This is a genomic window from Streptomyces sp. NPDC050674 (assembly GCF_040654575.1).
Taxonomy (GTDB): domain Bacteria; phylum Actinomycetota; class Actinomycetes; order Streptomycetales; family Streptomycetaceae; genus Streptomyces.
On the sequence record NZ_JBFAIG010000030.1, the window covers coordinates 1 to 17,621 of the forward strand.

A 17,621-nucleotide genomic window follows, 5' to 3' on the forward strand; every position below is an offset into this window, starting at 1 on the left:
GGCCACCGCGGCCGGGCGTCCGGTCGCGGTGGCCTCCCGCATGACTGCCCCCGCCTCAGGTGGCGGGCGGCGCTTCACCCTCTGCTGTCGTCCTCGGGCAGCAGGACGTCCTCCTCGACCACGTGCACGGCGGCCTCCTCCGCGCCGGCCGCGCCGCCGTCGATGCCGACGTCGGCCGCGACGCTCTCCTTCGTGGTGTCGGCGTGCGCGCCCTCGTCCGGGGCGACGAGGCGTCCGGCCCTCTCGGTGCCCGCCTCGGGGTCCACCGGTTCGCCGTCGCCGTCGGGGCTGTCGCCCACCCCGTCGCCGACCGGTTCGGCGGACACGTCGGGGACCTCCTGGGCGAGCCGTTCGTCGAGGGACTCGCCCTCGTGCTGCTCGGCGGCGGTGGTGCCGCGCTTGGTGACGCCGAGGGGCTTCTCCGGCGGGGAGTAGCCCTCGTCCAGGGTGTCGTCGTAGGTCCGTTCGTCGACGGCGTCCTGCAGGTCAAGCGGCGCGGCGTCCTCCTGCTCCTCGTTGGTCCCGGTGGGCTGGTACACGTCGTCCGCCATCGGTTCGGGGTGCGTCGGTTCCGTGCCCATCACTCCTGCCTCCTTGTCGCGCTGCGTCGACTCGTGGGTGTGTTCTGTCCGTTCCGCGTTTCCCGTTACGCGGGCTCTAACCTCGGCGAATGTCTCCCGGCCGGGAGGGCGGCCGAACGTCCGCCGGCCGACGGGAGTCAGAACCGGGCGGCCGCCCGGACATTACCGATCAGTCAAGCTTGAAAGATCAAGGAGTAGGGCTATCATCACTCGCACACACGGTGTGACCGAGTGCCGACACGGCGGCAGCGCGGTATCCATCACCCCTTTTTCATCGCCCCCGGGCCCGAGGCCACCTTTCTCCGTCCGGCGGCGAGCTCCACCCCACCCCCCAACGCCTCCGGGACGGCATGCCCGCTTCCGGTCGTGCACAAGTGAAAGCAGCGCATCCATGAGCAACAGCAGGGGCAGAGGGCTGCAGGCCAACGTCCTCGGCACGTTCGACACCGTTGTGATGGCGGTCGCGGGCAGCGCCCCGGCGTACTCGCTGGCCGCGACCACCGCCGTCCTCGTCGGTGCGGTGGGACTGGCCGGCCCGGCCGCCCTGCTGTACTGCGCGATACCCATGCTGGGCATCGCGCTGGCGTTCAGCTACCTCGGCCGGATCGACGTCAACGCGGGCGCCAGCTACTCGTGGGTGGGACGCACGCTCCACCCGTTCCTCGGCTTCATCAGCGGCTGGGCGCTGGTGATCTCGGCGACGATCTTCATGGTGGCCGGTTCGCTGCCCGCCGGGTCCATGACCCTCGCGCTGTTCGACGACACACTCGCCGACAACACCGCGCTGGCCACGGTGGTCGGCGCGGTGTGGTTCCTCGTCATGCTGGGCGTGGTGCTGGGCGGTGCCCGGCTCACCGTCCGGGCGCAGCTGATCATGTCCGGTGTCGAGCTGGCCATCCTGGCGCTGTTCGCGGTGCTCGCCTTCTTCCACACCGGCAACGCCCGCGCCTTCGACTGGTCGTGGCTGGGCTTCTCCCACTTCGACGGCATGGCCGGCTTCGCCTCGGGCGCGCTCGTCGCCGCGTTCTACTACTGGGGCTGGGACGTCACCAGCAACCTCAGCGAGGAGACCCGCGACAGCCGCCGGACCACGGGCCTCGCGGGCCTGATCGGGGTGGGCATCGTCTTCCTGCTGTTCGAGGTGTTCACCATCGCCGTGAACGTGATCCTGACCTCGCGGCAGATCGAGGAGAACGACGCGAACGTGCTGGCGGTGCTCGGCGAGGAGGTCTGGCCCGGCTGGGGCGGCAAGTTGCTGATCGTGGCGGTCATGCTGTCCACCATCGCCACCCTGGAGACGACGCTGATCCAGGTCACGCGCTCGCTGTTCGCGATGGGCCGGGACCGTACGATGCCGTCCGCCCTGGGCCGGGTGCACCGCCGGTGGAACACGCCCTGGGTGGCGATCGTGGTGGTCGGGGCGGTGGCGCTGGTGATGTTCATCGCCTCCAACGCCCTGGGCTCGGTGGGTGACATCCTCTCCGACGCCATCTCGGCGATCGGCCTGCAGATCGCGGTCTACTACGGACTCGCCGGGCTCGCGGTGGTGGTCGCCTACCGCAAGACGCTGCTGACGTCCCCCGCCAACTTCCTCTTCGGCGGCCTGTGGCCGCTGTGCGGCGCCCTGTTCATGTTCTGGGTGTTCGTGGAGTCGCTGAGCGAGCTGAGCAGCGCCGCCATCACCATCGGCGTCGGCGGCCTCGCGGTCGGGCTCGTCCCGATGCTCTGGTACTGGCGACAGGGCAGCGACTACTACCGGCCCGCGAAGCTGGACGCCTCGCGCGCGGTCGAGACGGACTACGTCCCCGACGAACAGGCCGCGCACGCCCGGGTCCACGAGGGTCTCTCCACCGACTTCTGAGGGGGGACTCCCATGGCGCGAGGCGGTCTCAGACGTGGTTTCACTCCCGACTTCGACCCCGACTGCGGGGACGCCGGGCTCACCTCCGCCCGTCAGGACGTGGTGATCGGCCGCTGGCAGGGGCTGCGGGACCTGCTGGGCGCCACCGGGGGCGACTGGGCGGCGCGGGGGCACCGTGTCCGGCAGCTCGCCCAGGCCTGCGCGGGCAGTTCGACGGTGGAGTCCTGGCTCTCCGCGGACCCGCACAGCGCCGACGCGCTGGTGCTGCGGGCGGCGACGGAGACGGCCCGTACCTTCAACACCGCCATCGCGGCGGGGCGGGGCGTGCCGATCGACCAGCACCGCGTGGACGCCGCGGTGCTGGCCTGCCTGACGGCGGCGCAGGCCTGCCCGGAGGATCCGACGCCCTGGGTGTCGCTGATCTCGGTGGCGCGCCTGTACCCGTCGGGGGTGCGCCGGCAGGAACTGGGGCGCTGGTGGGACGAGTTGCACGCGCGTGATCCCTACAGCGTCGAGGGACACCTACAGGTGCTGCACTACTACTCGGCGCGCTGGCACGGCACGCACGGCCTGATGTACGACTTCGCCCGGGACGCGGCCGGGGTGGCACCGCCCGGCTGCCCGCTGCCGGTGCTGGTGCAGTACGCCCGGGTCGAGGAGTACCGCTTCGCCCTGGACGCGGCACAGGGCAGGCACTCCGCCGTGGGGCTCTCGCAGCACTGGAACCACGACGGCGCGCTGAGCGACGTGCGGCGGACCTGGCAGCGCTGGGTCATGAGCCGGACGCAGACCGCGATCACGCCCGCCGAACTGCGCGACTTCGGCTACCTGGCCCACGCCGCCTGCTCCGCCGGCGCCACCGACATCGCGGGCGTCCTGCTCGGCATGCTGGGGACCCGCGCGACCCGCACGCCCTGGTCGTACACGGGCGACGCGGAGAAGCAGATCGTCAAGTGGCGCAAGGAACTGCGGCTCGGCTCCTGAGCACCTGTCAGGAGCCCGGCGGCCCGGCCAGGTCCCCCGACCACCTCTCCTCGATGCGTCCGACCCTCCACACCACCAGGGCCACCACCCACGTGGCGAAGAACAGGGCGACGACCACGTAGCCGAGGACGTTGAGGTCCAGGCCGGCGACGCGGTCCCAGAAAGGGCCGTGCAGGCCGAACCGGTCGGCGAGGAGGCCGAGGAGTTCCACGGTGCCGATCAGCAGGGCCACGGCGACGGACAGGCCGGTGATGGTGAGGTTGTAGTAGACCTTGCGGACGGGCTTGGAGAAGGCCCAGCCGTAGGCGAAGTTCATGAAGGAGCCGTCGATGGTGTCGAGGAGGCACATCCCCGCGGCGAACAGGACCGGCAGGCACAGGATCGCGTACCAGGGCAGTCCGGAGGCGGCGCCGGAGCCGGCCAGGACGAGCAGGGCGATCTCGGTGGCGGTGTCGAAACCGAGGCCGAACAGCAGGCCCAGCGGATACATGTGCCAGGGCTTGGACACCGACTTCATGACACGGCCCAGCAGGCGGTTCATGAAGCCTCGGTTGTTCAGCTGCTCCTCCAGGGCGGCCTCGTCGTAGCGGCCCGAGCGCATCGCGCGGAACACCTTCCAGATGCCGGCCAGGATGACGAGGTTGACGCCCGCGATGAGGTAGAGGAACGTCCCGGAGACGACCGTGCCGATCAGGCCCGTGGCGTCGTGCAGCGCCGAGCCGTCGTCGCGTACCGGCCCGGCCAGGGTCTTCACACCGAGGGTGAGCAGGAAGGCCAGGGCGAAGACGACGCTGGAGTGGCCGAGGGAGAACCAGAAGCCGACCGACAGCGGGCGCTGTCCCTGGCCCATCAGCTTGCGGGTGGTGTTGTCGATGGCGGCGATGTGATCGGCGTCGAAGGCGTGCCGCATGCCGAGCGTGTACGCGGTGACGCCGATGCCGACGCCGAAGGTCTGCGTGCCCAGGGTGCGGTGCTCCGGGGTGACGATCGCGACGAGGGTGAACCAGCCGATCACGTGCAGGGCCAGGATGAAGGCCGCCATCCCCCCGACCCTGGTCCACTCCCGCCGCGTCATGGAGGTGCGGACGCGGTGCCAGGCCGTGCGCTGGGCGGGGGCCGGGGCGGGGAGGGGTGGAGTGGACTCAGGGGCGGCCGTCATCGGGGGGCGGGTCTTTCTGTCGTACGGACGGCTGCGTCGAACAGCCTCGCGCCATCCTCCGGTACCTGCAAGTCTTGTGCAGTAAAGCCCGCGACAGGTCTTGTCCATGGAAGCGAAAACTCCGCCCGGGGGCGGCGGGCCGACGGGATCGGACCTCGGCGTTCGGTCCGTCCGGCCGGGTCCGGCGCCGCTCGACCATCTCGCGGCTGAGCTCCTCGGTCTCCTCCTCGGCCGGCCGCTCGAAGCCGTCCTCGGTGATGAGCGCGACGATCGGGTAGATGCGGCGCGTGAGGTCGGGGCCGCCGGTCGCGGAGTCGTCGTCCGCCGCGTCGTACAGCGCCTGAAGGGCGGCCAGGGCCGCTTCGCGGCGGGTCGTGCCGGGGCGGTACAGCTTCTTCAACGCGCCCCGCGCGTACGGCGATCCGGAGCCCTCGGCGTGGAAGCCGTACTTCTCGTAGCGGCCCCCGGTGACGTCATAGGAGAAGATGCGGCCGTGTTCGCCCCCGGGAGCCGGCCGTCGACGCGCTCCTGCCTGAGCCGGGCGGCCGGGAAACCCGCCGTGCGGCGTCAGGGACGCGGTGCGACACGGACGTCCAGGTCCGAGATCCGGTGCACGGGCCAGGAGCGGGCGTAGCGGGGCGGGGTGCCGCCGGCCGGTGCGAGGTGGGCGACCGGGATCCGCCGTGCGGAGCGCAGGATGTCCGTCACGGTGATGTTCTCGTTGTTGCCGGACGTCGCCCCCGAGGAGCAGCCGGTGTAGTAGCCGATCGGGATGGCCTCGTGGCCGGTGAGCAGGCAGGGCGCACGGACACCGAGCCGGTGCAGGGCAGCCGCGGTGCGGTCCCAGTCCCGTCGGCTCTCGGTGTTGCGGCTCACGACGCCGTTCAGGACGGCGAGCTGCGCCGCGAGGTGCCCGGCCAGGCAGAGCGCCACGATGGTGGCGGCCACCGGGCGCCATGCTCCGCCGCGGGTGCGGACCAGGTGCCACAGGGCGTCCGCGACCGGGAGCGCGAGCAGCGCGTAGGCCGGCTGGAGGAAGCGCGGCGCCGCGTAGCCGATCATGAAGAGGTACGGCAGGGCGGCCGTGGTGGCGCAGGCCAGCGGGACCAGGGTCGGCGCCGGGCGCCGGGCGCGCACCGCGACGACCAGTGCCAGGCCGGCCAGGACGGGCAGGGCGAACCACCAGAGGGTGACCAGGGGGTTGGGCATCGAGCCGGTGCACGGCCGGCACAGGGCCCGTCCACCCAGGCTGCGCAGCTGGTCGTCGACGGCGATCTGCCAGCCCAGTCCGCCCTGGATGCGGGAGGCCTCCGCCAGCCGTTGCGCCAGACCGCCGTAACCGACGTAGGCCTCGATCACCCAGGGAACGGCGCCCGCCGCGAGTCCCGCCGCGAGGACGAGCAGGGCTCGCCAGTGGCGCCGCGCGAGGGCGAGGACGAGCAGGGGTGCGGCCACGTGGACCGCGTCGGTGGGGCGCATCCACGCCATCAGCGCGGCGCCGGCCGCCAGACCCCACAACAGTCTCGCGCAGGGACGTTCCGCCCGGAGGCGCAGGAAGCAGCCGACGCTGATCAGGGCGCCGATCGCGACCCAGTAGTTCGGCATGGCCTGCGGACCGTAGAAGAGCGTCATCCACAGCGAGGCGAACAGGGCCCCGCCGACGACCAGCACGCGGGTCGGGAACAGGCCCCGCCAGGCGCGCAGGGCCAGGTAGAGGGCGAGCCCGGAGAGCAGGGCGAGATAGACGCGCAGCAGCGGGACGGACGACGACCAGGACGCGACGGGCGCGGCCAGCAGCGAGACGCCACGGGAGCGGGGCGCGCTGAAGAAGGCGGCGGGGTGGTGGGAGGTGACCTGGCTGACGTAGACGATCTCGTCCCAGCCGAGGCCCAGGACGGGCCGGACCAGGACGAGCTGCGCGAGGGTGAAGACGGCGGCCAGGACGGCGAGCGGCCGGTCGCCGCGCACCCTGCCGGGGGTACGCGGCCCGGCCGTCTGCCGCCGTCTTCTCCTCTGAACGAGGACGGCGCTCGCGCCATCGGCCATGTTCGCCCCTTGTTCCGGTGATCAACTACCCCGGTCAAGCTAACCCGCGGTGCGGGGCAGCGCAGGGCGGAACTCGGCCATGTGCCTGACCCCGGAGGCGAGATCAGCGCGTGTGCGGGGCGCGGTGCGGGGGCTGGTGGGGGGCCGGGCGGTGGACCGGCTCGGGAACGGGCCGGGAGACGGGCGCCTCCTCGGTCACCGTCAGTTCGCTCCCGTGGTGGTGGATGGTCAGGGGCAGGCCGGAGTTGAGGGTGTACGTGGCCTGGTCGGCGGTGAGTTCCACGCGCAGGCACCGGTCGAGGAAGCCCACCGTGAAGGCGAGCCGGCTGTAGCGTTCGGGCAGGCGGGGCGCGAACCGCAGGGTGCCGTCGGTGCACCGCATGCCGCCGAACCCGGCGACCAGCGCCATCCAGGTGCCGGCCAGCGAGGCGATGTGCAGGCCGTCGCGGGTGTTGTGCTCCAGGTCGCCGAGGTCCATCAGCGCGGCCTCGGCCGTGTAGTCGGCGGCCAGGTCGAGATGGCCGGAGCGGGCGGCCATGACGGCCTGGACACAGGCCGACAGGGAGGAGTCCCGTACCGTCAGCGGCTCGTAGTAGGCGAAGTTGCGGGCGATCTGCTCCTCGTCGAAGTACTCCTCGAAGAAGGCACCGCAGGTGTACATCGCCAGCACCAGGTCCGCCTGCTTGATGACCTGCTTGCGGTACAGGTCGAAGTAGGGGAAGTGGAGCATCAGCGGGTACTGGTCCGGGCCGGTGCGGTCGAAGTCCCAGCGCTGGTAGCGGGTGAAGCCGGCGTGCTGTTCGTGCACGCCGAGTTCGTCGTTGTAGGGGATGTGCATGGCCTCGGCCGCGTCCCGCCAGGCGGCCCGCTCCTCCTCGTCCGCACCGAGCCGCGCGGCCTCGTCGGGGTGGCGTTTGCAGGCGTCGGCGGCGGCGAGCAGGTTCGCCCGGGCCATGAGGTTGGTGTACGTGTTGTCGTCGGCGATGGCGCTGTACTCGTCCGGTCCGGTGACGCCGTCGATGTGGAACAGGCCCCGGTCGTCGTGGTGGCCGAGGGAGCGCCACAGGCGGGCCGTCTCCACCAGCAGCTCCACCCCGACCTCGCGTTCGAAGGTCTCGTCACCGGTGACCGCCACGTACCGCACGACCGCGTCGGCGATGTCGGCGCCGACGTGGAAGGCCGCCGTGCCGGCCGGCCAGTACGCGGAGCCCTCCGAGCCCTCGATGGTGCGCCAGGGGAACGCGGCGCCGCGCAGGCCGAGTTGGGCGGCGCGTTCGCGGGCGGCGGGCAGGGTGTCCAGGCGCCAGCGCAGGGCCTCGGCGGCGGACTTCGGCGCGGTGTAGGTCAGCAGCGGCAGCACGAACGCCTCGGTGTCCCAGAAGGCGTGGCCGTCGTAGCCGGAGCCGGTGAGCCCCTTGGCGGGGATGGCCCGCTGTTCGGCGCGGGCGCCGGCCTGGAGGACGTGGAACAGGGCGAAGCGGACGGCCTGCTGGATCTCCTCGTCGCCGTCGATCTCGACGTCGGCGCGCGCCCAGAAGTCGTCGAGGTAGGCCTTCTGGTCTTCCAGGAGCCCTTGCCAGCCGCTGTGCCCGGCCGCCGCGAGGGCCGCCTCGACCTGGTCGCTCATCGCGGGCCGGGAGCGGGTGCCGGACCAGCCGTGCGCGACCAGCTTCTCGATGCGCAGCCGCTCGCCCGGTTCCAGCACGGAGGTGACGGTCAGCCGGGCGACGTCCACGTTGGACTCGCTGCTGGTGGTGGTCCGGTCGGGGCCGGTGACGGTGTGGTCGGCGGCCACCGCGACGCGCAGGCCGCTGTGGCGGGTGCGGTGGACCAGCCGCAGTCTGCTGCCTTCGGCGAGGTCCTCCTCCGGCTCCAGCGGCGACTTCAGCGCCTTGGCGGCGCGCGGGTCGCCGTCCGGCTCGGGCAGGCTCTCGTTGGCGACGAGTTCCGACTGGAGCACCACGCGGGTACGGCTGTCGACGGGCTCCACCTCGTAGGCGACGGCGGCTATCGCGCGCTGGGTGAGGGACACCAGGCGTGTGGAGCGCACCCGGACGGTGGAGCCGGCCGGGGAGGTCCATTCGCAGACCCGTTCCAGGACGCCCCGCCGCAGGTCGAGGGTCCGCTCGTGGGTGACGAGCCGCCCGTAGCGCAGGTCGAACGGCTCGTCGTCGACCAGCAGCCGCAGCACCTTGCCGTTGGTGACGTTGATGGAGGTCTGGCCGGACTCCGGGTAGCCGTAGCCGGCTTCGGCGTACGGCAGCGGGTGCACTTCGTGGACGCCGTTGAGGTAGGAGCCGGGCAGGCCGTGCGGTTCGCCCTCGTCGAGGTTGCCGCGCCAGCCGACGTGCCCGTTGGACAGGGCGAACACCGACTCGCTCTGCGCGAGGACGTCGAGGTTGAGTTCCGTCTCGCGCACGGTCCAGGGCTCGACGCTGTACGCCCGCTGTGTGATCACTGCGTGTCCCCCAGTTCGGCAAGGTCCTTCACCACGATGTCGGCGCCGTGCTTGTACAGCGCGTCGGTCTGCCCGACCCGGTCGACTCCGACGACGTACCCGAAACGGCCCGCGCGGCCCGCGTCCATGCCGGCCAGGGCGTCCTCGAAGACGGCCGCTTCGGAGGGCTCGACGCCGAGGTCCCCGGCGGCGGCGAGGAAGGTGTCGGGGTGCGGCTTGCCGGGCAGCTCGCGCTCGGCGGCGATCACACCGTCGATGCGTACGTCGAAGAAGTGCTCGGCACCGATCGAACGGAGCACGTCACGGCAGTTGGCGCTGGAGGAGACGATCGCGGTGCCGAGCCCGTGCGCGCGGACGGCCTCCAGATACCGCAGGGTGCCGTCGTAGGCCTCGACGCCGTCGGTGCGGATCTTCTCCAGGACCAGGTCGTTCTTGCGGTTGCCCAGTCCGTGCACGGTCTCGGCGCCCGGTGGGTCGTCCGGGTCACCGTCGGGCAGGTCGATGCCGCGGGAGGCGAGGAAGGTGCGCACCCCGTCGGCGCGTGGCCGCCCGTCGACGTACTCGTCGTAGTCCGCCGCCTCGAACGGCCGGAAGTCCGCGCCGTCACGCTCGCGCAGGAAGGCGTCGAACATCTCCTTCCAGGCCGCGGCGTGCACGACGGCCGTCTTGGTGACGACGCCGTCGAGGTCGAAGAGACAGGCGTGGATGCCTTCGGGTAGTCCGAGCTGCGTCATACAGGTCCCGTTCCCCGCCCGGCGATGTTCCAGTGAGTGGCGCACGCCACATCACGGGGGGCGTGCGGGGTGCATCCGCCGGGGGTTCTCGCCCGGCACCGGGTGACACACTCTCCGTGTGCCGCTCACTTTCGACGACCTCGTCCGCCGTGCCCGGGCCCTCCCGCGAGGCGGCCGGCGCGCGCTCCTCGGTATCGCGGGCAGCCCCGGCGCCGGCAAGTCGACGCTCGCCGAGCACCTGGTGCGGGAGCTGAACGGCACCGGTGACTCCTGGGTCGCGCATGTCCCCATGGACGGCTTCCACCTCGCCGACGCCGAACTGGAGCGCCTCGGCCGCCGGGACCGCAAGGGCGCGCCCGACACGTTCGACGCGGCCGGTTACGCGGCTCTGCTGCGGCGGCTGCGCGACGAGCCGGGCGACGACATCGTGTACGCCCCGGGCTTCGAACGCGTCCTGGAGCAGCCGATCGCGGGCGCGATCCCGGTGCCCGCGACGGCCCGTCTGGTCGTCACCGAGGGCAACTACCTCCTCCTGGACACCGGCGCCTGGTCCCGGGTCCGCGCTCTGCTGGACGAGGTGTGGTTCTGCGAGCTGCCCGAGCCGGAACGCGTCCGCCGGCTGGTCGCCCGGCACGAGGAGTTCGGCAAGACGCACGAGGAGGCGGCGGCCTGGGTGTCCCGCTCGGACGAACGCAACGCCGAACTGGTCGCGGCGACCCGGGGACGGGCCGACCTGGTGATCCGGACGGACGGGGCGTCATGGGCTCGGTGATCGGGGCGGGGCCGGACAGCGGGCCCGGTGATCCGGACCGGTCCGGCATGATGGGCCCATGATCCGGCCCGCGACCCCGGACGACGTTCCCGAGATCCGCTCGATGATCCGTGAACTCGCCGCATACGAACGGGCCGAGGAGCAGGCCCGGGCCACCGAGGAGCAACTGCGCGCGGCGCTGTTCGGCGAACACCCGGCCGCCCACGCCCTGATCGCCCAGGACGACGACGCCGGCGGGACCGTCGGCTTCGCCCTGTGGTTCCCGCGCTTCTCGACCTGGACGGGCACCCGGGGCATGCACCTCGAGGACCTCTATGTACGTCCTTCGGCGCGCGGCGCGGGCCATGGCAAGGCCCTCCTCGCGGCCCTGGCCGCGACCTGCCGGCGCAACGGCTACGACCGCTTCGAGTGGTGGGTCCTGAACTGGAACACGCCCACGATCGACTTCTACAAGTCGCTCGGGGTGGAACTGATGGACGAGTGGACCGTGTGCCGGCTCAGCGGCGAGCCCTTGGAGCTGCTCGCCGCCCAGGCACCCGACGTCGTGGATCCGGCCCCCGGCGCGTGAGGCGCGGGCTCAGCCCGGCGGGGCCGGTTCCGCTTCTCCGGACGCGTCGCCGGTCACCCGCGTGAGGGCCCCTGCGCTGGACGGTGGGCGCGTAGTGCGAGGGTCAGGGTGTGCGGGCCGAGCCCCCCGATGTAGACGCGGTTCCCGGTGGTGGCGTCCGTGCCGCCCACCACGGTGTAGTCCTGACCCGGGTCGTACCGCAGGATTTCGCTCCGGTCCGGCCCGGCGAGCGGTTCGCCCGACGCCACCTCGGCCTCGACCCGGATCTCGTCGTCACCGACCCGGTAGGTCATCGACCCGGTCGTCAGGCACCAGCGCCCGTCGCCGAGCGGTACGGCGCCCTCCGGCACACCACCGGGCCGGAAGGTCAGTTCGAGGCACCAGGGCACCCGTGGTCCGCTGATGTCGATCCGCAGGTCGGCGCCGTCCTCCCGCAGGTCCGCCTCGACGCGGGTCGTGTGGGAGACCTCGTCCCGCGGCCGGTCGGGGAAGGCCATCGCAGCCGAGAAGCGCCCCTCGTCCGCCATGAGGTAGGCGCCGTCCTGCCGGTGGCGGTCCGGCGACAGCGGCTGGTAGTAGGCGGCTGTGAGGGTTTCGGTGAGGCGGTACCGGTGGTCGGCGGGCTGCCGCACGTCGGCGGCGCGGAACGGGCCCAGGTCGAAGAATCCCCGGGAGAGCCGGACCGCGTCGAGGACCGCTTCCCCGGCGAACAGGCGAAGGAAGGTGGGGTTGCAGGCGAGGCCCGAGCGGATGCGCCGCTGCTCGGGCACGTCGGAGCCGCCGTACACCACCGTGTGCGCGGTGGCCGACGCGCGTGCGGCGAGGCGCGCGGTGCTGAGGTACCGCTCGCGCGGGAGTGTCTCCGCATCCGGTGCCGGCAGGACCCGGCACAGGTCGGGGGTCAGGAGGGTCTCGGCGAGCAGGTCGGGGTCGTCGATGCCGCCGGCCGCCGCGAGGAGCGCCGCCCGGCTGAAGTCGCCCCGGCCGGTGCGGATCGCGAGCAGCCGGTAGTGCGGCAGGTAGGGCGCCAGCGGGAACGGTTGGTTCTGGTCCTGCCGCCGCGAGAGGACCGTCTCCACCGTGCCGTCCGGCCTGATGAGGTCCAGGGTCGTGGCGAGATTGCGTTCGACGGCGTCCAGCAGATCGGGGCGGCCGAGGACCTCGGCCAGCAGAAGCAGCGACGGGTTGGACACATGGGCCGCGTAGTTGGCGCTGCGTTCCGAGTACAGGCCCTCCGCGTCGATGTCCACGCCCTCGGCGAGCCACTCCCCGACGCGGTCGAGGAGCCGGTCGTCGGGGAACGACCTGTGCAGCCGGGCCAGCGCCGCGCACAGCTCCCAGCGGTGGTTCGGGGTGTGCACCCCACCGGTCAGGAGACTGCCGGTCGCAGCGCCGGCGATCTCGGCGAGCGCGGCCGTGACATCACGCAGTTCCGGCCCCGCCCCGGCGGCGAGGACGTGCGCGTCGCACACGTCGTTGACGGTGAACCCGGAGTCCGGCGGTGACTGCACGTTGTCGCCGCCGGCGAAGAGGCCGGTGGGTGTCTGCACGGCCCGCAGGGCCCGGAGGTGGGCCGTCGCGGCGGCGACGGCCCGGCCGCTGCCGTGCAGGGCCGAGTCCGGGGACCGGTACGCCGCGATCAGGGTCTTCGCCCGGCGCGCCAGGGCGCGGTGGGGCACAGCGACGGGTTCCTCGTCGGGGCGGGCGGCCAGCGGGGCGGCCAGCCGGTCGGCGGCGCCGGCCACCGCACGGACGAACTCGCGGTCGAGCGCAGGAGGCACGGTCAGTCCTTCAGTCCGGCGTTGATGTCGGCGCCCATGACGTAGCGCTGGAAGACCAGGAAGATGGCGATCAGCGGGATCATCGAGATGACCGAGGCGCCGAGCAGGACCGACCAGTTGATGTTCTGCGCGCCGACGATGCTCTGGATGCCGATCTGCACGGTGAACTTGTTGGGGTCGTTGAGCATCAGCAGCGGCCAGATGTAGTCGTTCCACCGCCACTGGAACGACAGGATCGCGAGGGTCAGCATGATGGGCCGGGAGACCGGCACCATGATCCGCAGGAAGATCGACAGTTCGCGGGCGCCGTCGATGCGTGCGGCTTCCACGAGCTCGTCGGGCACCGTCAGGAAGAACTGGCGGAACATGAAGCATCCGGTCGCGGTGAGCACGGCCGGGAGGATGATGCCGGCGAAGGAGTTGTACAGGCCGAGGTTGCGGACCACCAGGAACTCCGGGGCGAGCATGACCTCGCCCGGCAGCATCGTGGTGGCCAGGATGCAGAGGAAGAAGGCCTTGAGCCACCTGTTGTCGTACTTGGCCAGCGCGTACCCGGTGCAGCAGCTGACTCCCACCGTGAGGATCGTCGTGATCACGCACACGATGGCCGTGTTGATGAAGTACTGGGAGAAGTTGGCACTGTCCCACGCTGCCTTGAAGCCCGACAGGGTGGGGTTGTGCGGGACCAGCGTCAGCGGATAGGAGAACAGGTCGCTGGCCGGCTTGAAGGAGCTGAGGATGAACCACAGCACCGGCACACCGTACAGGCACGCCAGGATCCACAGCAGTGTCGTCGCGGGCACCGCCCGCCGGAGCCCGCCGCCGGCCGCGTTGCGGGGCCGCTTCCTGGGCACGGGCTGCTTGGCGTCGGTGTCGAGCGGGCGGGGCATGTCTGTGGTTGTCATCGGTTCTCCACCCGCCGGTTGACGATCAGCTGGACGATCGCGACGGCCATCAGGATGAGCATGAGCACGAAGGACGCGGCGCTCGCGTAGCCGATCTGACCCCGTTTGAAGCCGGTCTCGTAGATGTACTGGACGAGCAGGTTGTTCGAGGTTCCGGGTCCGCCGTTGTTGAGGGCGACGAACACCGGGTATTCCTTCATCGCGTTGATCGTGTTGAGCAGGATGACGATGAACGAGGTGGGCGCGATGCTCGGCAGCGTGATGCTGACGAACTTGCGCCACGGACCGGCGCCGTCGAGCTCGGCCGCCTCGTAGTACGACACCGGGACGTTCTTGATCGCCGCGATGAACAGCAGCATCGTGAAGCCGGTCCACGCCCAGGCTGCCGCCATCACCACGACCAGCAGCGACAGGTCCGCGTTCGACTGCCACGGAACGGCGCCTCCGCCGAGCTTCTCGATGACGTAGTTGACCAGTCCGAAGTTCTCACCGAACATCCACCGCCACAGGACGCCGACGACGATCGGCGACAGCAGCCACGGGATGAAGAAGATGACGCGGGCGACCGACGATCCCTTGGCGTGCTTGTTCACCACCAGGTTGGCGGCGAGCAGCGAGAGCGCGAAGTTCAGCGGGACGAAGAGGACGGTGTACAGCAGCGTCCGGGTCAGCGCGTCGTAGAACGTGGAGTCGCCGAACAGGTTGTGGTAGTTGTCCAGTCCGATCCACTGGAAGACCCCCACGCCCGTGTAATTCGTGAAGGAGTACAGGAGCCCGATCACCGCAGGCCAGACGAAGAACAGCGCGAAGAGCACGACATTGGCCGCGATGAGGACGAGCGGCGCGAGGGTGTACTTGCTGCGTCTCCTGGGCGGGCTCGTGGACACGTCCGAGGCGTGTGTGGTCATCTTCCTGACTCCGTGCTGGTGGAAGGGATTGCGGTGGGCTCACGCCGTGAGCCCGGCATCACGGGGCGCGTCCGGGGCCGGGCGGCGGTGTCTCGCCGCCGCCCGGCCCGGCGGCCTACGATCCGCCGCCGACCTGCTGGTTGTAGCCGGCCACGATGTTCTCCAGGGCCTTGTCGGGCGACTGCTGGCCGTTGATCGCCTTGCCGAGCTCCGTCTTGGTCGGGTCCTCGGTGAGGCTCTTGCCCTTCAGCACCCACTGCGTCTGCGCGCCGTTGAAGTAGCCGGAGATCGGGGCGTAGAGCGGGATCGACTCGTTGTAGAGCTTGAACGCCGCCTGCGCCGCCTCGGACTTGAAGGGGTACTTCGGGTTCAGGCCGCTCTCGACCGGCAGGAAGCCGGAGGCCTCGCACAGCACGCGGTAGTTGTCCGGCTCGTAGATCCAGGACAGGAACTTCTGCGTGGCGGTGGCGGCCTCCCCGTTGTTGTTGAAGCCGACCATCATGCCGCCGCTGTTGACGTCGCTGGCCTGCACCGGCTGGGCGGGAGTGGGGACGCTGGCCCAGTCGAACTTCTTGATGCTCTCGGAGAAGGCGGCGACCTGCCACACGCCGGACCAGTAGGCGACCACGTCACCGCTCTGGAACATGGCGGACGGGTCGGCGCCGCTGGTCCACACCGACTTCGGCATGATCTTGTTGTCGTTCCAGCCGACGAAGGTGTTCACGGCCTTCTTGGTCGCCGCGTCCACCGAGAACTTGCCGGAGGAGTCCGCGTGGACGTACTTCCCGCCCATCTCGTACACCATGGCGCGCAGCCGGGACGGCGACTGGTCGAAGGTCAGGGAGTACTTGGCACCGGTCTTCTCGCGGACCTTGTTCGCCGCCTTGATGAACTCGGTCCAGGTCCAGGTCTTCTGCGGCGAGGTCGGGAAGGAGACACCGGCCTTCTTGAACAGCGACTTGTTGATGAACAGGCCGGACGCGGTGACGTCCGAGGGGATGGCGAGCACCTTCCCGGACGAGTCCTTGGCGAGGAAGTTGGCGTTGATCTTGTTGCTCTTCTTGCCGGCGATGGAGCTGAGGTCGATCAGCTTGCTCGACCAGATCGGGTCCAGCGCCGGCACGGCCGCCACGTCGGGCAGGGAGTTCGCCTGGGCGGCGTTGTGCAGCTTCGTCGTGTAGCCGTCATAGGGGATGTTGACGAGCTTGACGGTGACGCCGGTGTCCTTCTTGTACTGCGACACCATCTTCTTCCAGCCCGCGTCCTGGCCCGGGACCGTGGAGATCCAGAAGGTCAGCGACTTGGCGTTCCCGCCCGAGTCGGACCCCGACCCGCAGGCGGAGAGCAGAAGGGCACCTGCCGTGGCGACGGCAGCGAGGGGAACAACGCGACGTATACCGCCGCGGCCGAGCCGGCGCGAGCGCCGCACACCCAGACTGGTCATCTTCAATCCCTTTTCGTCGTAGCGGAAGAAGCACGGCGCCAGCCGAGGCGGCACGGGTGCATTTTGCAGGAGATTTCGCTTTCCGGGGGCACGGCCTCGCCCGGCCGCGTCGCCTTGACGGGTGGGGTCCCCGGCCCTGACGGCCGACGTCGCACAAGCTCGCCCTCGTGCGGCTGCCGTACTTCGCGTACGTGCGGGAGGCTCACCCGGAGTCGGCGTCCCGGCCGACTCAGAAAGCGCTTGTCCGGACATTGGCAGACCGATGGCGCAGCCGTCAATGCTTCGCTCGTACAGCTCCGGTCACGGTTTGAATTCCATGGGCGACCGCGAGCCTGCTGGCCCCCGCCACGGTGCCGGTGTCGCCCACCACGCTGCTGACCACCTCGGTGGGCCAGCTCAGCCGGTCCAGCTCGGCCCGCACCCCGGGCAGGAGCTGCGGATCCGCGCCGGTGCCGCCGCCCAGCACGATCAGGCCCGGGTCCAGTACGGCGGCGACGGCGGCGGCCAGCCGGCCCACGTCGGCGGCGTGCGCGTCGATCACGGACCGGGCGGTGGCGTGCCCCTGCCCGGCCAGGGCGAGGAGCCGCTCGGCGGTGCGCGGGCGGGGACCGTCGGCGTCCTGCCAGGCCTCGGCGGCCCGGCGCAGCAGGGTGCGCGAGCCCATGCGCTGCTCCAGGCCCTCGTGGCGCGGGGCGCGGTGCTCGTCCCAGGGGTAGGGCAGGCGCGCCACCTCACCGGCCGCGCCGTTCGCGCCGCGCAGGACCCGGCCGCCGATGACGACGGCGAGACCGATGCCGACGCCGATGCGCAGGTAGCCGAAGGTGTCGCGGCCGACGGCCGCGCCTTCGTGCAGTTCGGCGAGGGCGGCGCAGTTGACGTTGTTCTCCAGGTGCACGGGCACACCCTCGGGCAGCGCGACGGCCATGGCGTCGAAGACCGGGCCGGCCTTGGCGGTCGCGGGGCGTTCCCCGGCCCCCTCCCCGTCGCGGGTGGTGACATCGCCGACGGCGACGACGACGGCTCGCAGCGGAGCCCCGGCCGGCAGGGCGTCGAGGACCGTGCGGACGGTGTCGGCGGCCTCCGGCCGGGATCCGGTGCCCTCGGCGAGCAGGGTGCCGTCCAGCGCGCAGCCGCGCACCCGTGTCACGGCGGGTCCCAGGTCGACGGCGAGCACGGCACCGGCGGCGGGTCCGAGCCGGTAGACGGCGGCGCTGCGGCCGGTGCCGCCGGAGGCACGCCCGGAGTGGGCGGCGAGCCCGGCGGCCTCGAGTTCGGCGACGGCGGTGGAGACGGTCGGCTTGGAAAGGCCCGCACCGGCCGCCAGCTGGGGGCGGGTGGCCGTTCCCGCTCCCGCCAGTACGTCGAACACCACACGGGCACTCTCACTCAGATGCATGGTCTCCCCAGGTCGTGCTGCGGC

At 71.4% G+C, this 17,621-nt stretch carries 14 protein-coding genes and 1 pseudogene; 4 read left to right on the plus strand and 11 right to left on the minus strand.

Annotation, left to right across the window (positions count from 1 at the left end):
• Nucleotides 1-74 precede the first annotated feature (74 nt).
• Nucleotides 75-581, minus strand: a complete 507-nt coding sequence (locus AB0I06_RS32795; RefSeq protein ID WP_363122507.1) for a DUF5709 domain-containing protein — start codon at nt 579-581, stop codon at nt 75-77.
• A 391-nt stretch (nt 582-972) separates the two neighbouring features.
• Between AB0I06_RS32795 and AB0I06_RS32800 the strand changes: the two genes are divergently transcribed.
• Together AB0I06_RS32800 and AB0I06_RS32805 are read left to right on the plus strand one after the other, a co-directional pair.
• Nucleotides 973-2,442 (plus strand): APC family permease, encoded by a 1,470-nt coding sequence (locus tag AB0I06_RS32800; RefSeq protein WP_363122508.1) that lies wholly within the window; start codon nt 973-975, stop codon nt 2,440-2,442.
• 12 nt (nt 2,443-2,454) lie between these two features.
• Nucleotides 2,455-3,426 (plus strand): hypothetical protein, encoded by a 972-nt coding sequence (locus AB0I06_RS32805; protein WP_363122509.1) that lies wholly within the window; start codon nt 2,455-2,457, stop codon nt 3,424-3,426.
• 7 nt (nt 3,427-3,433) lie between these two features.
• Here AB0I06_RS32805 and AB0I06_RS32810 read toward each other — a convergent pair whose 3' ends face one another.
• The 5 genes and pseudogenes from AB0I06_RS32810 to AB0I06_RS32830 all read right to left on the minus strand — a co-directional run bounded on the left by AB0I06_RS32810 (nt 3,434) and on the right by AB0I06_RS32830 (nt 9,823).
• Nucleotides 3,434-4,585 (minus strand): HoxN/HupN/NixA family nickel/cobalt transporter, encoded by a 1,152-nt coding sequence (locus AB0I06_RS32810; RefSeq protein ID WP_363122510.1) that lies wholly within the window; start codon nt 4,583-4,585, stop codon nt 3,434-3,436.
• A 157-nt stretch (nt 4,586-4,742) separates the two neighbouring features.
• Nucleotides 4,743-5,087, minus strand: a pseudogene (locus AB0I06_RS32815) (proteasome subunit beta); the annotation flags it as partial.
• A gap of 65 nt (nt 5,088-5,152) precedes the next feature.
• Nucleotides 5,153-6,631 (minus strand): hypothetical protein, encoded by a 1,479-nt coding sequence (locus tag AB0I06_RS32820; protein WP_363122511.1) that lies wholly within the window; start codon nt 6,629-6,631, stop codon nt 5,153-5,155.
• A gap of 103 nt (nt 6,632-6,734) precedes the next feature.
• Entirely contained in the window at nt 6,735-9,089 is a 2,355-nt protein-coding gene (locus AB0I06_RS32825) for a glycosyl hydrolase family 65 protein (protein ID WP_363122512.1), read from the minus strand.
• On the minus strand, nt 9,086-9,823 hold the full coding sequence (locus AB0I06_RS32830) for a beta-phosphoglucomutase family hydrolase (protein WP_363122513.1): 738 nt from the start codon (nt 9,821-9,823) through the stop codon (nt 9,086-9,088). The genes AB0I06_RS32825 and AB0I06_RS32830 overlap by 4 nt, the downstream gene beginning before the upstream one ends.
• Nucleotides 9,824-9,941: 118 nt before the next feature.
• Here AB0I06_RS32830 and AB0I06_RS32835 point away from each other — a divergent pair, with 118 nt between their 5' ends.
• Nucleotides 9,942-10,595: a nucleoside/nucleotide kinase family protein gene (locus tag AB0I06_RS32835; RefSeq protein WP_363122514.1), complete on the plus strand. Its 654-nt coding sequence runs from the start codon at nt 9,942-9,944 to the stop codon at nt 10,593-10,595.
• A gap of 58 nt (nt 10,596-10,653) precedes the next feature.
• On the plus strand, nt 10,654-11,163 hold the full coding sequence (locus AB0I06_RS32840) for a GNAT family N-acetyltransferase (protein WP_363122515.1): 510 nt from the start codon (nt 10,654-10,656) through the stop codon (nt 11,161-11,163).
• Between the two features lie 53 nt (nt 11,164-11,216).
• Here AB0I06_RS32840 and AB0I06_RS32845 read toward each other — a convergent pair whose 3' ends face one another.
• The 5 genes from AB0I06_RS32845 to AB0I06_RS32865 all read right to left on the minus strand — a co-directional run bounded on the left by AB0I06_RS32845 (nt 11,217) and on the right by AB0I06_RS32865 (nt 17,597).
• The gene (locus AB0I06_RS32845; RefSeq protein ID WP_363122516.1) at nt 11,217-12,944 is read right to left on the minus strand and encodes a hypothetical protein; all 1,728 of its coding nucleotides are present in this window, start codon (nt 12,942-12,944) and stop codon (nt 11,217-11,219) included.
• Nucleotides 12,945-12,946: 2 nt separating this feature from the next.
• Entirely contained in the window at nt 12,947-13,849 is a 903-nt protein-coding gene (locus AB0I06_RS32850) for a carbohydrate ABC transporter permease (RefSeq protein ID WP_363122517.1), read from the minus strand.
• Nucleotides 13,846-14,757 carry a sugar ABC transporter permease gene (locus AB0I06_RS32855; protein WP_363122518.1) on the minus strand — a complete coding sequence of 304 codons (912 nt, stop codon included), beginning with the start codon at nt 14,755-14,757 and terminating at the stop codon, nt 13,846-13,848. The genes AB0I06_RS32850 and AB0I06_RS32855 overlap by 4 nt, the downstream gene beginning before the upstream one ends.
• 115 nt (nt 14,758-14,872) lie before the next feature.
• Nucleotides 14,873-16,201, minus strand: a complete 1,329-nt coding sequence (locus AB0I06_RS32860) for an extracellular solute-binding protein (RefSeq protein WP_363122519.1) — start codon at nt 16,199-16,201, stop codon at nt 14,873-14,875.
• 274 nt (nt 16,202-16,475) lie between these two features.
• Nucleotides 16,476-17,597 (minus strand): ROK family protein, encoded by a 1,122-nt coding sequence (locus AB0I06_RS32865; protein WP_363122520.1) that lies wholly within the window; start codon nt 17,595-17,597, stop codon nt 16,476-16,478.
• Nucleotides 17,598-17,621 lie beyond the last annotated feature (24 nt).

Coding starts and splice junctions, on each gene's coding strand:
- AB0I06_RS32795 (WP_363122507.1), bottom strand. CDS start 581: ATGGGCACGGAACCGACGCACCCCGAACCGATGGCGGACGACGTGTAC.
- AB0I06_RS32800 (WP_363122508.1), top strand. CDS start 973: ATGAGCAACAGCAGGGGCAGAGGGCTGCAGGCCAACGTCCTCGGCACG.
- AB0I06_RS32805 (WP_363122509.1), top strand. CDS start 2,455: ATGGCGCGAGGCGGTCTCAGACGTGGTTTCACTCCCGACTTCGACCCC.
- AB0I06_RS32810 (WP_363122510.1), bottom strand. CDS start 4,585: ATGACGGCCGCCCCTGAGTCCACTCCACCCCTCCCCGCCCCGGCCCCC.
- AB0I06_RS32820 (WP_363122511.1), bottom strand. CDS start 6,631: ATGGCCGATGGCGCGAGCGCCGTCCTCGTTCAGAGGAGAAGACGGCGG.
- AB0I06_RS32830 (WP_363122513.1), bottom strand. CDS start 9,823: ATGACGCAGCTCGGACTACCCGAAGGCATCCACGCCTGTCTCTTCGAC.
- AB0I06_RS32840 (WP_363122515.1), top strand. CDS start 10,654: ATGATCCGGCCCGCGACCCCGGACGACGTTCCCGAGATCCGCTCGATG.
- AB0I06_RS32850 (WP_363122517.1), bottom strand. CDS start 13,849: ATGACAACCACAGACATGCCCCGCCCGCTCGACACCGACGCCAAGCAG.
- AB0I06_RS32855 (WP_363122518.1), bottom strand. CDS start 14,757: ATGACCACACACGCCTCGGACGTGTCCACGAGCCCGCCCAGGAGACGC.
- AB0I06_RS32860 (WP_363122519.1), bottom strand. CDS start 16,201: ATGACCAGTCTGGGTGTGCGGCGCTCGCGCCGGCTCGGCCGCGGCGGT.
- AB0I06_RS32865 (WP_363122520.1), bottom strand. CDS start 17,597: ATGCATCTGAGTGAGAGTGCCCGTGTGGTGTTCGACGTACTGGCGGGA.